Raw genomic sequence first — 13,219 nt, 5'->3', positions numbered from 1 at the left:
TCTTTTGACGACAAACGCGGGGAGACAGGATCGGTTGCAAACCGAGCAAGGCTCGAAAATCAGATCGAATCGCCGACCATTTCGCGACGTCGCAGCTCCAGTTCTTCCGAATAGCGACGCAGGGTGTGGCTTTCACTGAGCTGGCCCACCACCTTGCGCTCGATCATGTTGTCGATGACGGCAAGCGCTTCGCTTTGCGTCTTTTCGAAAATTCCGGCCGCCTGCTTGGCGTTCATCTGCGTCTGCAACACGTCGTTCTTGAAGCGGACGTATTTTTCAAGACTATCGTTCTGGTCATCGGCATCGGTAAGCGCGCCGTGCACTTCCGGCACGAGGACCATGCCGGCATATCTTCCGCTCTCGTCGGTGAGGATGACGCGCTGGGCGGCGCCGAGCGGAAAATCGCGCCGGAACTCGCCGAGCGACATGGTCGCGGGCGCCGTCTTGACGTCGGAGCGCATCATCCGCCCGACGGTGAGATTGCGGATCCAGCCCACATCGTGGGCGCTGCGGATGCTTTCACCGCGCAGGTGGAAACGCCATGTGGCGAAGGAATAGCCGAAGGTGGTGCGCACGATCAGCGACGAGGTGATGACGGCGGCCAGAACCAGCGCGGTGATCGGAAAATCGCCGGTCAGTTCCAGTGCCAGGAATGTCATGGTCAGCGGTCCGCCGATAATGGCGACGGCAAGCGCGCTCATGCCGACGATGGCCAGCACGACCGGTGCCAACAGGACGAGACCCAAGCCGGCCGCGGAAAACGCGAAGATCTTGCCGAGCAGCGCGCCCAGGAAGAGCGAAGCGAAAAACAGACCGCCACGGAAGCCGGCGCCAATTGAAACGGCCGATGTCGCGGCCTTCATCAGAAAGATGCCGATCAGGACGGGCAGGGCAACGTCATGGGCAAGGTTGAGATGCAGCGCGCCGTGGCCGCCGGACATGACCTGCGGCGAGATCATCGCGAACAGGCCAACGACGATGCCGCCCAGCGCGGGGCGCAGCCATGATGGAATGGCGCTCTTGCGGGAAAGCTCCTCGATCGTGGCGACGCCTTTCATGAGGACGATGCCGACGCCGGCACAGCACGCGCCCAGAAGGATGGCGGGCACGAAATCGCCGGGCGTCACGCTTTGCAGCATGCCCATCTCGACGATGAAGCTGATATCGATGAAATGGCGGGCGACCAGCGTGGCGACCAGCGCGGACACGACGACCGGTGCGAGTGAGGCCGTCGTATAGGAGCCGATGACCAGCTCGAAGGCGTAGAAGGCGCCGGTCAGCGGAGCGTTGAAGGCGGCGGAAATGGCCCCCGCAGCACCGCAACCCACGAGGATGCGCATATCGGCGCGACGCAGCGACAATTTCGTGCCGATCTTCGAGGCAAAGCCGGCGGCGAGCTGGGTATAGCCGGCCTCCAGACCGACCGATGCACCGAAACCGTTGGACACGAGGTTCTGGTAGACGATGATGAAACTGTCGGTCAGCGACAGCTTGCCACCATGCAGGGCATTGGCCTCGATCGGGTCGACCAGTGGACGTTTGCGGAAACGGGCCAGAACCAGCAGCGTGATCCCGAGAATGATACCGCCGACGATCGGTGCCGCGAGCAGTATGAACGTATCGGCGATATTTGAGGAGCTGAGCCGCTCGTTGCTGCCGATGCCGAATATGCGCTGGTGCATGGCTGCGGCGGCAAGGTTCATCGCCGTCACGATCAGGCCGGACATGACACCGATCACCGCGGCAATGAGGGTGATGCCCCATTCGTTGCGGCGCACGAGGACACGCAACTCGATACCCGCAAGCGCGCGCCATCCCCGACGCATGCGCAGCCATGCTTTTGCCAGAACGGTTTTGCCGCGTGAGGGTTTTTCGTCCTCTGGCGCTGCGCCCGAGCCGGACCCCGGGCCGGACGTGGACTGGGCCTGCTCCCTTGCCGGTTCCGGTCCCTCAAGAGTTTCGGGGGGCTTGGCCTGGGACTTTGGCTCAGGATCGGCCTGTGACTGGGGCGGCGGCGTCATTGCGATAACCTGGGGCTATGCCCATTGAATGCGGATGCGACACGGGTCTTACACCGTCTGCCGACTGGCTCGATGCAGGACTTAGGCCATCCCTGCAGTTTTCAACCCCGAACACGTGCCAATAGGGCAAATGACGCGCTGGATTCTCAGCCGCGCCCGAGATGATTGTGCGACATCACGGAAAGGCGGCAGGATTGACAGCCCGCTTGCTTGCGTTATTCTCTTATAAAAATGCACATAACATAATAATGGAACAAACACCAAACGGGAGCTTTCGCATGAAACTGAAGCTTGCATTCCTCGTTGCCACGGCGTTGGTCGCAACACCATCGCTGCTCATCGCCCAGGACAAGGGCGGCGTCATCAATGTGGCGACGATCGGCGAGCCGCCGACGCTCGACCCGATGGCCTCGACAGCCGACCTCGTCGGCATCGTGACCCAGCATTTCTTCGAAACCCTCTACACCTTCGACAAGGGCTGGAAGACGGTGCCTCTTCTGGCCGAAAGCCTGCCAGAGATCAGCGCCGACGGCAAAACCTACACGATCAAGCTGCGGTCCGGCATCAAGTTTCATGATGGTTCCGACATGGCGTCCGACGATGTCGTCGCCTCGCTCAATCGCTGGGTAAAGGTGGCGGCGCGCGGAAAGCAGGCGGCTTCGTTCATCGACAAAATCGAGGCGACCGATGCCTCGACCGTGACGATCGCGCTGAAGCAGCCCTATGCGCCGCTCGTGTCGCTGCTTGCCTTCAACAATTCCGCCGCGATCATTCTGCCTGCCGAAAAGCAGGACGAGCAGATGAAGGAATTCGTCGGCACGGGTCCCTATATGCTGAAGGAGCGCAAGGCCGACCAGTATATCCAGCTCACCCGTTTCGATGGCTACAAGTCCCGCGAGGGCGAGGCCGACGGCTACGGCGGTGCGCGTCACCAGTATCTCGACGAGATCCGTTTCGTGCCGGTTCCGGATGCCAATACCCGCGTCGAGGCAGCCGTTTCCGGTCAGTATGATTATATCGACCAGTTGCCGGTGGAATCCTTCTCGCGCGTGGAAGGCTCTTCGACGACTGAGCCTGTCGTTTTGAAGCCGTTCGGCTATCCGGTCTTCGTGTTCAACACGGCCGAAGGTCTCGCCAAGGATGTCGCCATCCGCAAGGCGATCCGCCAGGCGCTCAGCATGGAAGACATGATGGCCGCCGCCTTCGGAAGCACCGATTTCTATGCGCTCGACGGCAATATCTATCCGAAGAACTTTGTCTGGAGCTCGGACGCCGGCGTCGAGGGCAATTACAATGTCGCCGATCCGGAAGGCGCCGCCGAAGCGGCAAAGGCTGCCGGTTACGATGGCGAAAAGCCGATCCGCATCCTCACCAGCCGCCAGTACGAATTCCACTACAAGATGGCGCAGGTGGCGGCAGAATATCTGAAGCTCGCCGGCTTCAAGGTCGACATGCAGGTGGTGGACTGGGCAACGCTCACCCAGCGCCGCGCCGACAAGGGGCTTTGGGATATTTACATCACCCACAGCCCGTTCCTGCCCGAGCCGGCTTTGATCGGCTCGCTTGCGCCGTCCTCACCGGGCTGGTGGGACACGCCGTTGCGCAAGCAGACGGTCGAAGCCTTTTCGGCCGAATCCGATCCGGACAAGCGTCTGGCTTTGTGGGCCGATGTGCAAAAGGCCATGTATGAGGAAATCCCTTACATAAAGATCGGCGATTTCAATGCCGTCGCCGCCAAGAAGAAGACGATCGAAGGCGTCGAGGCGGCCCCGTGGCCATACTTCTGGAATGCTTCGATCAAGAAGTGATCCTTTTCGGGGAGCCCGGTGGTCGCCCTGGCGGCGGCCCCGGATTCGAAATGTGCCCTCTTGCGAGGCATGAGAAGAGAATTCCATGATCCGTTATATTCTCCAGCGCCTGGCCGGCATGATCGTCGTGATGTTTCTCGTCGTCACGATCGTTTTTGTCATCGTGCGCGTCACGCCCGGTGATCCGGCCGCCGTCATGCTCGGACCGGATGCCTCCGCCGCCGACATTGCCGACCTGCGCGCCCAATTGGGCCTCGACCAGTCTCTGGCTGTCCAATATTTCTATTACATCGGCCAGATGCTGAAGGGCGATCTCGGCCAGTCGATCTTTTTGAACATGCCGGTCACATCGGCGCTGCTGGATCGCGCCGAACCGACGTTTTTCCTCACCGTTTTCTCGCTGGCGATTGCCACGGTCATCGCGCTGCCGATCGGCATTTATGCCGCCTATCGTCGTGGTTCCTTCGTGGATCAGGCGGCGACCACAATCGCCATGCTGGCCGCCAGCATCCCGAGCTTTTGGCTCGGCCTGATCCTGATGCAGTTTTTTGCCGTGCGGCTGAACATCTTTCCGGTCTCGGGTTACGGTGGGCCGGGCTCCACCTTCATGGACCGCATGTATCATCTGACGCTGCCCGCCTTCGCACTCGGCATCGTTTCCTCGGCGCTGATCCTGCGGTTTACCCGTGCCTCCATGCTCGACGTGCTGGGTGACGACTATATCCGCACCGCCCGTGCGAAAGGCCTGGTCGAGCGCCGGGTGATCATGAAACATGCGCTCAAGAACGCGCTGATCCCGATCCTCACCGTTATCGGCCTCACCGCCGCCGTGCTGATCTCGGGAGCCGTCGTCACCGAAACCGTGTTCGGTCTTCCGGGCGTCGGCAGCCTTGTGGTCTCTGCCGTGCTGCGGCGTGACTATCCGGTCATTCAGGGAGCGCTGCTCGTGATTGCCGCGCTCTACGTTCTCATCAACTTCGCGATCGATATGCTCTATCTGCTGATCGATCCCCGCGTGCGTTACTAAGGGGGCGACAGATGACGGATATCGCTGTTACCGAGACCAAACCCGCGACAAGCGAAAGCTCGAAATTCTTCAGGCGGTTCATCAAGCGCAAGACGGTTGCCTTCGGCCTCATCGTGCTGATCATCTTCGTGACGCTGGCCGTGCTGGCACCGTGGATCGCACCTTACTCGCCCTCGAAACTGTCGATCGTCAATCGGCTGAAGCCACCGGGCGAGATGTTCTGGTTCGGCACGGATGAGTTCGGCCGCGACGTGTTTTCCCGCACGATCTATTCGGCGCGGCTGTCGCTGCTCATCGGCGCTTCCGTTGTGGTCCTGTCGGCCGCGATCGGCGTGACGCTTGGCCTGCTCGCCGGTTTCTTCCAGAGGCTGGACACGCCGATCGCCCGCCTGATCGATGCGATGATGGCCTTTCCGGACATCCTGCTCGCCATCGCGCTGGTGGCAGCTCTGGGGCCGTCGCTGACGACGGTCATCGTGGCGCTGTCGATCGTCTATTCGCCGCGTCTGGCCCGTATCGTGCGCGCCTCGACGCTGGTGATCCGCGAACTGCCTTATGTGGAGGCGGCGCAGGCGCTCGGCATCTCCACCTTCCACATCATGACGCGGCATGTGCTGCGCAATCTTCTGTCGCCCATCCTCGTTCAGGCCACCTTCCTGTTTGCCAGCGCCATGCTGGCGGAAGCCGGCCTGTCCTTCCTGGGGCTTGGCGTCAGCCCCGAAATTCCGACCTGGGGAACCATGATCGCCGCCGGCCGCCAATATATCGGGCAGGCCGACTGGATGACCTATTTCCCCGGCTTTGCCATCATTCTTTCCGTGCTCTCGCTGCAGATGGTCGGCGACGGGTTGCGGGACATGCTCGATCCAAGACTGCGAAGGGACCTTTGATATGACCGGTGAAACCAACACACCGCTCCTCCTCACCAACGTCAAGCCGATGGCTTTTGGCGCGACCGCACAGACAGGCACGACCGACATTCTCGTCGGCGGTGATGGCAAGATTACCGCCATCGGCCAGTCGATCGCGGCTCCTGCCGATGCCCGCCGTGTCGATGGCAAGGGCGCCTGGGTCTCGCCCGGCTGGGTCGATCTGCATGTGCATATCTGGCATGGCGGCACCGATATCTCGATCCGTCCGTCCGAATGCGGAGCAGAGCGCGGCGTCACCACGCTGGTCGATGCCGGTTCCGCCGGTGAAGCGAACTTCCACGGCTTTCGCGAATATATCATCGAGCCGTCAAAGGAACGCGTCAAAGCCTTCCTGAACCTCGGTTCGATCGGTCTCGTTGCCTGCAACCGCGTTGCCGAACTGCGCGATATTCGTGATATCGACCTCGACCGCATCATCGAATGCTATGCCGAAAACAGCGAGCATATCGTCGGCCTGAAAGTGCGTGCCAGCCACGTCATCACCGGCTCATGGGGCGTGACGCCGGTCAAGCTCGGCAAGAAGATCGCGAAAATCCTGAAAATCCCGATGATGGTGCATGTCGGCGAACCGCCGGCGCTCTATGACGAGGTTCTGGAAATCCTCGGCCCCGGCGATGTCGTCACGCATTGCTTCAACGGCAAGGCCGGTTCCTCCATCATGGAAGACGAGGACCTGTTCAACCTCGCCGAACGTTGCGCCTCGGAAGGCGTGCGCCTCGATATCGGCCATGGCGGCGCGTCCTTCTCGTTCAAGGTGGCGGAAGCGGCGATCGCGCGCGGCCTGCTGCCGCATTCGATCTCGACCGACCTGCATGGTCATTCGATGAATTTCCCGGTCTGGGATCTGGCAACGACGATGTCGAAGCTGCTGTCGGTCGGCATGCCGTTCGACAAGGTGGTCAATGCCGTTACGCATGCGCCAGCCGCGGTCATCAAGCTCGACATGGAAAACCGCCTTTCGGTTGGCCAGCGCGCCGATTTCACAGTGTTTGATCTCGTCGATTCCGACCTGGAAGCGACCGATTCGAATGGTGACGTGTCCCAGCTCAAGCAGCTGTTCGAGCCGCGTTATTCGGTCATCGGCTCGGAGGCGATCACCGCCAGCCGCTATATCCCACGCGCCCGCAAGCTCGTGCGCCACAGCCATGGTTATTCCTACCGTTAAGGCGGTGGGAATTGCCGGAACTCATTCGCATGACACAGGAGTTTGCGTGACACAGTCCCCGATCAAAGTCGACGCGACGGCGACCACGCCTTATGACCGGCTTGCCGCGCTCGGCATCGAGCTGCCACCAGCCCCACCGCCGATCGCCAATTTCGTCACGCATGTGATCGAAGGCAATATCCTCTATCTCTCGGGCCAGGGGCCGCGTGAGGCAGATGGTTTTCTGCATACCGGCAAGGTCGGAACCGAGGTCTCGGCGGAAAAGGCCTATTCCGATGCGCGTCTCACCGGTGTCAATCTGCTGGCCGTCATGCATGACGCATTGGGCGATCTGTCGCGCGTGCGTCGCGTGGTGAAACTGCTCGGCATGGTCAATGCAGCACCGGATTTCGGCGATCATCCGCAGGTCATCAACGGTTGTTCCGACCTCTTCAACGCCGTGTTCGGCGAGGCAGGCCAGCATGCCCGTTCCGCCGTCGGTTTCGGTTCTCTGCCCGGCAATATCACGGTCGAGATCGAAGCCATCGTGGCTCTTCACGACTAAGGGCGGAGGAAAACGGTCAGTGGTTGCGCCAGCCCATTACCTTCTCGATACGGGCCGCCGATGCCTTCACACGGTCGGCGTAACCGGCCTTGTCGGCAAAGGCCTTCTGTTCGGGAAGCACGATGGAGATCGTCGCCACGCAATCGCCCCTGTTGTCGACGATGGGCGAGGCGATGCAGGCGACCGAATAGTCGGATTCCCCTGCCTGGATCGACAGCCGCTCATCGAAGGCGAGCTTGGCCGCCTGCGCCAGTTCGGTCGGGTCGATGGTGGCGCGGCCGGTGGGGGAAATGCGCGCGCCGCGCTTGAACAGGTCGATCCGTTCGGCTTCCGGCATATGGCCGACGAGAAGGCGACCCGAAGCCGTCCAGTTCAGCGGCACACGGGTGCCGACCCGCGAGGCGACCTGAAAGTGGCTCGGCCCATCGGCCATGGCCAGCACCAGCATGTGTTCGGCATCGCGACCGCAGACCTGCACGGTTTCGGCGGCCTCGCGGCAAAGATCGTGCATTTCGTGCGTGGCAACACTGATGAAATCGAGCGAGCGGGCGTAAGCCAGACCGTAATGGTAAAGCCGCGCGCCGAGCCACAAGGTGCCGTCGGCATTGCGGGCCAGCATGTTCTTCGCCACCAGATCGTCGATGATGACGTAGACCGTCGACAGCGGTGCCTTCACCGCCTTGGCGATCGCATAGGCCCCGGCCGGCGCTCCGCTTTCGTAAAGGTGATCGATCACCTGCAGCGCACGATCAATGCCGCTGACGCGCGACCGCTTAGCCCTGGCTTCGGTGTCGAGCGCCGTCGCATCGCCCAAGGGAGAGGCTTCGGGCAGCATGCCCGCCAAAATCTTCCTGCCCAAATCCTAGTCTCCGCATCGTTTAGAACCTATTTCATTACTATGGGATAGGCGAGCAAAGAGCAATCGAATTCCGCGTCATGATGCGCGCTTTACAACTTGGAGAATGACAATGCCCGAAGATATCCGCCCGCAGATCGGCCTTCGCCCGGTCATCAACGTATCCGGCACGATGACTGGCCTCGGCGCGTCGATCGTCGTTCCTGAAGCGATCACGGCGATGACGCAGATCCTGCCGCAATTCGTCGAGATCAACGACCTGCAGCGTAAGGCAAGCGCCGTCATCGCCCGGTTAACGGGTGGCGAAGCGGGTTTCATCACCGCGTCCTGCGCGGCCGGCATCAGTCTTGCGGTGGCGGGAACGATCACCGGGCCGGATCTCCTGGCGATCGAAAGACTGCCCGAAGTCACGACGGACAAGAACGAGGTTCTGGTGCAGATGGGCCATGTCGTCTCCTATGGCGCACCGGTCGACCAGTCGATCCGGCTGGCCGGCGGCAAGGTCGTGATGATCGGTCAATCGACCTCGACGCATCGCTATCACATGGAAAACGCCATCACCGACAGGACGGCGGCCGCCGTCTATGTCGTGTCGCACCATGTGGTCGATTACGGCCTGCTGAACCTCAAGGAATTTGTCGAGATCGCCCATGCGAAGGGCGTGCCGGTCATCGTCGATGCGGCCTCCGAATATGACCTTCGCATCTTCCTCGAGCAGGGTGCGGATATCGCGCTCTACTCGGGCCATAAGTTCCTGGGCGGCCCGACCTCGGGCATCGTTGCCGGTCGCAAGGATCTGGTGCGCAATGCCTTCCTGCAGAACATGGGCATCGGCCGCGGCATGAAGGTCGGCAAGGAAAGCATTTTTGGCGTCATGGCGGCGCTGGAAGCGTGGGAAAAGCGGGACCACGCCGGCATTCGGGAGCGTGAGACCGGTTACCTGAACTTGTGGAAACAGACGCTGGACAACCGTCCGGGCGTCACAGCGCTGATCGAACCAGACCCGACCAACAACCCGCTCGACCGCCTGCGCGTCATCATCAAGGCCGAGGAAGCGCATATCACCGCGTGGGATCTTGCCGCCGCACTGCGACAGGGCCCGCAGCCGATCATCGTGCGCGACCATGAGGTGGAGCACAATTATTTCTATCTCGACCCGTGCAACCTGCATCCGGGACAGGAGACGGTGGTGGCATCGCGTCTCGCCGAGGAACTCGACAAGGCGCGCGAGTCGAACGAGATCATCGCGACGCCGATCGAGGATCTGTCGCGGCATCGGTTCGATGGTGCGCTGAACTGGCCGGATTGACCGGGAGATAGCGGAGAGCACGAAGAGCTAACCGGGCGGAACAAGGCTCCGCCCGCAATACACAAAAACAAGGGAACGCCGATGAACACCGCCGCCAAAATCATTCCCGCCGCCGATCCGGTTCTGTCCGTGGAAAACCTGCGGACCTCGTTCCTGGTCGAGGGCAAGTGGAAACAGGTCGTGCGCGACATCTCGTTCACGGTCGCGCCTGCCGAAACGGTGGCCATCGTCGGCGAAAGCGGTTCGGGCAAGTCAGTCACCTCGCTGTCGATCATGCGTCTGTTGCAGCCTGACATGAGCCGGATCGAGGGTCGGGTGACACTGGATGGCCGCGAGTTGCTGTCGCTACCGGAAAGCCAGATGCGCAAGGTGCGCGGCAATGACGTGGCGATGATCTTTCAGGAGCCGATGACGAGCCTCAATCCGCTCTTCACCATCGGCGACCAGATTTCCGAAGCCCTTCTGGCGCATAACGCGATCAGCAAGGCCGAGGCGAAGGCGGAGACGATCCGCATTCTCGAAAAGGTGCGCATCCCGTCCGCCGCCTCGCGTTTCGACGAATATCCGCACCGCTTTTCCGGCGGCATGCGCCAGCGCGTGATGATCGCCATGGCGCTCGCCACCAAGCCCAAACTGCTGATCGCCGACGAGCCGACCACCGCGCTCGACGTCACCATCCAGGGTCAGATTCTCGATCTCATCAAGATGCTGCAGGAAGAGGAGGGGACTTCCGTTCTCTTCATTACCCACGATATGGGCGTGGTTGCGGAAATCGCCGACCGCACCGTGGTGATGTATCGCGGCGAACAGGTGGAAACCGGCAATACCGCCGACATTTTCCACCGCGGCCAGCATCCCTATACGCGGGCGCTTCTGTCGGCTGTTCCGGTGCTGGGCTCGATGCAGGCCTATCAGCGGCCGCTGCGCTTTCCGGTCGTCAATGCCGCGACGGGCGAGTCCGACACGCCCGTTGAGGTTGTCGATACCGTGGCCAGGGGCGAGCCGGTGTTGCAGGTGAAAAACCTTACCAAACGCTTCGACATCCATTCCGGCCTGTTCGGCAAATTGAGCGGCCGCGTGCATGCCGTCGAAAACGTCTCCTTCGATCTGGCGGCTGGCGAAACCCTGTCGCTGGTGGGCGAAAGCGGCTGCGGCAAATCCACCACCGGCCGTGCCATCATGCGGCTGATCGAGCCGGAAGGCGGCTCCGTTCTCGTCGAGGGTCGCGAGGTGCTGGCGCTCGACAAAAAGGACATGCGCGAAATGCGCAAATCCGTGCAGATGATCTTCCAGGACCCGTTCGCCTCGCTCAATCCGCGCATGACGGTGGGGGCGGCGATTGCCGAACCCTATCTCGAACACAGGATGGGCGATGCCAGACAGGCGAAGGAGGTCGTGGCCGACATGCTGGTCAAGGTCGGCCTGACGCCGGACATGGCAAACCGTTATCCGCACGAGTTTTCCGGCGGCCAGCGCCAGCGTGTCTGTATCGCCCGCGCCCTTGCGCTTCGACCGAAGGTCATTGTCGCGGATGAAAGCGTCTCGGCGCTCGACGTGTCGATCAAGGCGCAGGTGATCAACCTGATGCTCGACCTGCAGCAGGAACTCGACCTCGCCTTCCTGTTCATTTCCCATGACATGGCCGTGGTCGAGCGCGTCAGCCATCGGGTGGCGGTGATGTATCTGGGTGAAATCGTCGAGATCGGGCCGCGGGCGTCCGTGTTCGGCAATCCGCAGCACGCCTATACGAAACGGCTGATGTCGGCTGTGCCGGTGCCGGATCCGGAGCGCCGGCGCACCAAGAATTCGGCCGTTGTGGAGGAGCTGAAAAGCCCGATCCGGCCAGTGGATTACAAGATCGTGCCGATGCAATACAGGGAAGTCTCTCCCGGCCATCTCGTGGCCGAGAGCTGAGCCTTTCCCGCGCGCTGCCGTCGCTCATTCGTGGGCGGCGGCGATCGCTTCCGAGCGGATTTCCTCCGTCAGCTTCAGCCGAAGCGCCGAAAATTCCGGGCTGGCTTTGACCGTATAATGGCGCGGATGTGGCAGATCGACGGGGGTGATGGACTTGATGCGGCCGGGCCGCGCCGTCATCGTCACGACGCGGTTGGCCATGAACACCGCCTCCTCGATGTCGTGGGTGACGAATATCACCGTCTTCTGTTCACGTTCCCAGATGCCGAGCAGCAATTCCTGCATCAGCCCGCGGGTCTGGTTGTCGAGCGCGCCAAACGGTTCATCAAGGAGCAGGATTTTGGGATCGTTGGCGAGCGCGCGGGCAATCGCCGTGCGCTGCTGCATGCCGCCGGAAAGCTGTTTCGGCCAGTGGTTTTCAAAACCGCGCAGGCCCACCTTGTCGATATAGCTGTCGACGATTTCCCATTTCTCCTTCGCCCCGATGCCGCGTTCGCGCAACCCGAAGGCGACGTTTTCGCGGATCGAAAGCCAGGGAAACAGCGTGTAGGACTGGAAGACCATGCCGCGATCGGCGCCCGGCCCGGTGATCGTCTTGCCTTCCAGCGTGACGGTGCCGGTGGTCGGCTTGTCCAGCCCCGCTATAATGCGAAGCAATGTCGATTTTCCGCAGCCGGATGGCCCCAGAATGGTGACAAAATCGTTCTTGGCGATGTCGAGATCGGTCGGTTGCAGGGCAGTTACCGGCTTACCGCCGTGGACGCCCGGAAAGATGCGCGACACGTCTTTTACGGTGAGTTCGCTCATGGTCGCACCCGTCATGCAAGCCTCCAGGCAAACAGTTTTCTGTTGAGGCTCTTGAAGGCGAAGTCGGAAATGAGGCCGATAATGCCGATGACGATGATGCCAAAGATGATCTGGCCGGTAGCGAGCAGTGCCTGGCTGTTGATGATCATGTAACCGATGCCGGAGGAGGCGCCGATCAGTTCGGCGACGATGACGTATGTCCACGCCCATCCGAGCACGAGGCGCAGTGTCTCGGCGATGTCCGGTGCGCTCGACGGGATCAGCACGCGGCGCACGACGCCGCTGTCGCTGGCGCCGAGCGTATAGGCGGCTTCCATCAGGTCACGCCGGGTGCCGGCGACGGAAACGGCGATCATCAGAATGATCTGGAAGACGGCGCCGATAAAAATGACCAGCAGTTTCTGCATTTCGCCGATGCCGGCCCAGAGGATGAGGAGCGGCACGAAGGCGGAGGCCGGCAGGTAGCGGGCGAAAGAGACGAAGGGTTCGAGCAGCGCCTCGATCGGCTTGTAGGCGCCCATTAAAATGCCGAGCGGCACGGCGATGATGGCCGAAAGAACAAAACCGCCGACGACACGCCAGATGGTCATGCCGATATCCACGGCAAAACCCTGATTGACGAGAAGGTCATAACCATCCCGCAGCATGGTGATCGGATCTGCGAGAAAGGTGCGGGAGACGAAGCCGCCGAGCGTCGCATAAGACCAGCCGGCAAAAAACAGCACGAAAAACAGGATGCCGAGGAGGACGCGCGCGCGTGCACTGATCGGTTGGAGAGGTTGCATGAGGCGCCCCTTGCTGAACATGAAAGGGAGCGCCGGTTTTTGTCCCGGCGC

At 61.5% G+C, this 13,219-nt stretch carries 11 protein-coding genes; 7 read left to right on the top strand and 4 right to left on the bottom strand.

Annotated elements, in window-relative coordinates:
• Positions 1 to 59: 59 nt before the first annotated feature.
• Positions 60 to 1,826, bottom strand: coding sequence for a chloride channel protein (locus ACQKKX_RS19130; protein ID WP_427573078.1), 1,767 nt, complete (start codon positions 1,824 to 1,826; stop codon positions 60 to 62).
• Between the two features lie 473 nt (positions 1,827 to 2,299).
• On the opposite strand from ACQKKX_RS19130, the gene ACQKKX_RS19125 reads away from it, so the two are divergent.
• From ACQKKX_RS19125 to ACQKKX_RS19105, 5 genes are all read left to right on the top strand, one after another.
• On the top strand, positions 2,300 to 3,829 hold the full coding sequence (locus ACQKKX_RS19125) for an ABC transporter substrate-binding protein (RefSeq protein ID WP_427572942.1): 1,530 nt from the start codon (positions 2,300 to 2,302) through the stop codon (positions 3,827 to 3,829).
• An 85-nt stretch (positions 3,830 to 3,914) separates the two neighbouring features.
• Positions 3,915 to 4,856 (top strand): ABC transporter permease, encoded by a 942-nt coding sequence (locus tag ACQKKX_RS19120; RefSeq protein WP_427572940.1) that lies wholly within the window; start codon positions 3,915 to 3,917, stop codon positions 4,854 to 4,856.
• Positions 4,857 to 4,867: 11 nt separating this feature from the next.
• Positions 4,868 to 5,746: an ABC transporter permease gene (locus ACQKKX_RS19115; RefSeq protein ID WP_427572938.1), complete on the top strand. Its 879-nt coding sequence runs from the start codon at positions 4,868 to 4,870 to the stop codon at positions 5,744 to 5,746.
• A 1-nt stretch (position 5,747) separates the two neighbouring features.
• Positions 5,748 to 6,953, top strand: coding sequence for an amidohydrolase/deacetylase family metallohydrolase (locus ACQKKX_RS19110; protein WP_427572936.1), 1,206 nt, complete (start codon positions 5,748 to 5,750; stop codon positions 6,951 to 6,953).
• Positions 6,934 to 7,497, top strand: a complete 564-nt coding sequence (locus tag ACQKKX_RS19105) for a RidA family protein (RefSeq protein ID WP_427572934.1) — start codon at positions 6,934 to 6,936, stop codon at positions 7,495 to 7,497. Before ACQKKX_RS19110 ends, ACQKKX_RS19105 begins: the two co-directional genes overlap by 20 nt.
• A 16-nt stretch (positions 7,498 to 7,513) precedes the next feature.
• Here the strand turns inward: ACQKKX_RS19105 and ACQKKX_RS19100 are convergent, their stop codons facing one another.
• Positions 7,514 to 8,332: an IclR family transcriptional regulator gene (locus ACQKKX_RS19100; RefSeq protein ID WP_427573076.1), complete on the bottom strand. Its 819-nt coding sequence runs from the start codon at positions 8,330 to 8,332 to the stop codon at positions 7,514 to 7,516.
• Positions 8,333 to 8,465: 133 nt separating this feature from the next.
• Here ACQKKX_RS19100 and ACQKKX_RS19095 point away from each other — a divergent pair, with 133 nt between their 5' ends.
• Positions 8,466 to 9,662, top strand: a complete 1,197-nt coding sequence (locus ACQKKX_RS19095) for an aminotransferase class V-fold PLP-dependent enzyme (protein ID WP_427572933.1) — start codon at positions 8,466 to 8,468, stop codon at positions 9,660 to 9,662.
• An 81-nt stretch (positions 9,663 to 9,743) separates the two neighbouring features.
• The gene (locus tag ACQKKX_RS19090) at positions 9,744 to 11,576 is read left to right on the top strand and encodes a dipeptide ABC transporter ATP-binding protein (protein WP_427572932.1); all 1,833 of its coding nucleotides are present in this window, start codon (positions 9,744 to 9,746) and stop codon (positions 11,574 to 11,576) included.
• A 24-nt stretch (positions 11,577 to 11,600) separates the two neighbouring features.
• Here ACQKKX_RS19090 and ACQKKX_RS19085 read toward each other — a convergent pair whose 3' ends face one another.
• Positions 11,601 to 12,383 (bottom strand): ABC transporter ATP-binding protein, encoded by a 783-nt coding sequence (locus ACQKKX_RS19085; protein WP_427573073.1) that lies wholly within the window; start codon positions 12,381 to 12,383, stop codon positions 11,601 to 11,603.
• 11 nt (positions 12,384 to 12,394) lie between these two features.
• A complete protein-coding gene (locus tag ACQKKX_RS19080; RefSeq protein ID WP_427572930.1) occupies positions 12,395 to 13,168 on the bottom strand; it encodes an ABC transporter permease in 774 nt (257 codons plus the stop codon).
• Positions 13,169 to 13,219 lie beyond the last annotated feature (51 nt).

Origin of the sequence: Neorhizobium sp. NPDC001467, assembly GCF_050275975.1 — a bacterium.
Taxonomy (GTDB): Bacteria; Pseudomonadota; Alphaproteobacteria; order Rhizobiales; family Rhizobiaceae; genus Neorhizobium.
Note: the sequence above shows the minus strand (reverse complement) of the source record. Positions and strands in the feature narration are given on the sequence as shown.

Coding starts and splice junctions, on each gene's coding strand:
- ACQKKX_RS19130 (WP_427573078.1), bottom strand. CDS start 1,826: ATGCGTCGGGGATGGCGCGCGCTTGCGGGTATCGAGTTGCGTGTCCTC.
- ACQKKX_RS19125 (WP_427572942.1), top strand. CDS start 2,300: ATGAAACTGAAGCTTGCATTCCTCGTTGCCACGGCGTTGGTCGCAACA.
- ACQKKX_RS19120 (WP_427572940.1), top strand. CDS start 3,915: ATGATCCGTTATATTCTCCAGCGCCTGGCCGGCATGATCGTCGTGATG.
- ACQKKX_RS19115 (WP_427572938.1), top strand. CDS start 4,868: ATGACGGATATCGCTGTTACCGAGACCAAACCCGCGACAAGCGAAAGC.
- ACQKKX_RS19110 (WP_427572936.1), top strand. CDS start 5,748: ATGACCGGTGAAACCAACACACCGCTCCTCCTCACCAACGTCAAGCCG.
- ACQKKX_RS19105 (WP_427572934.1), top strand. CDS start 6,934: ATGGTTATTCCTACCGTTAAGGCGGTGGGAATTGCCGGAACTCATTCG.
- ACQKKX_RS19100 (WP_427573076.1), bottom strand. CDS start 8,332: ATGCTGCCCGAAGCCTCTCCCTTGGGCGATGCGACGGCGCTCGACACC.
- ACQKKX_RS19095 (WP_427572933.1), top strand. CDS start 8,466: ATGCCCGAAGATATCCGCCCGCAGATCGGCCTTCGCCCGGTCATCAAC.
- ACQKKX_RS19090 (WP_427572932.1), top strand. CDS start 9,744: ATGAACACCGCCGCCAAAATCATTCCCGCCGCCGATCCGGTTCTGTCC.
- ACQKKX_RS19085 (WP_427573073.1), bottom strand. CDS start 12,383: ATGAGCGAACTCACCGTAAAAGACGTGTCGCGCATCTTTCCGGGCGTC.
- ACQKKX_RS19080 (WP_427572930.1), bottom strand. CDS start 13,168: ATGCAACCTCTCCAACCGATCAGTGCACGCGCGCGCGTCCTCCTCGGC.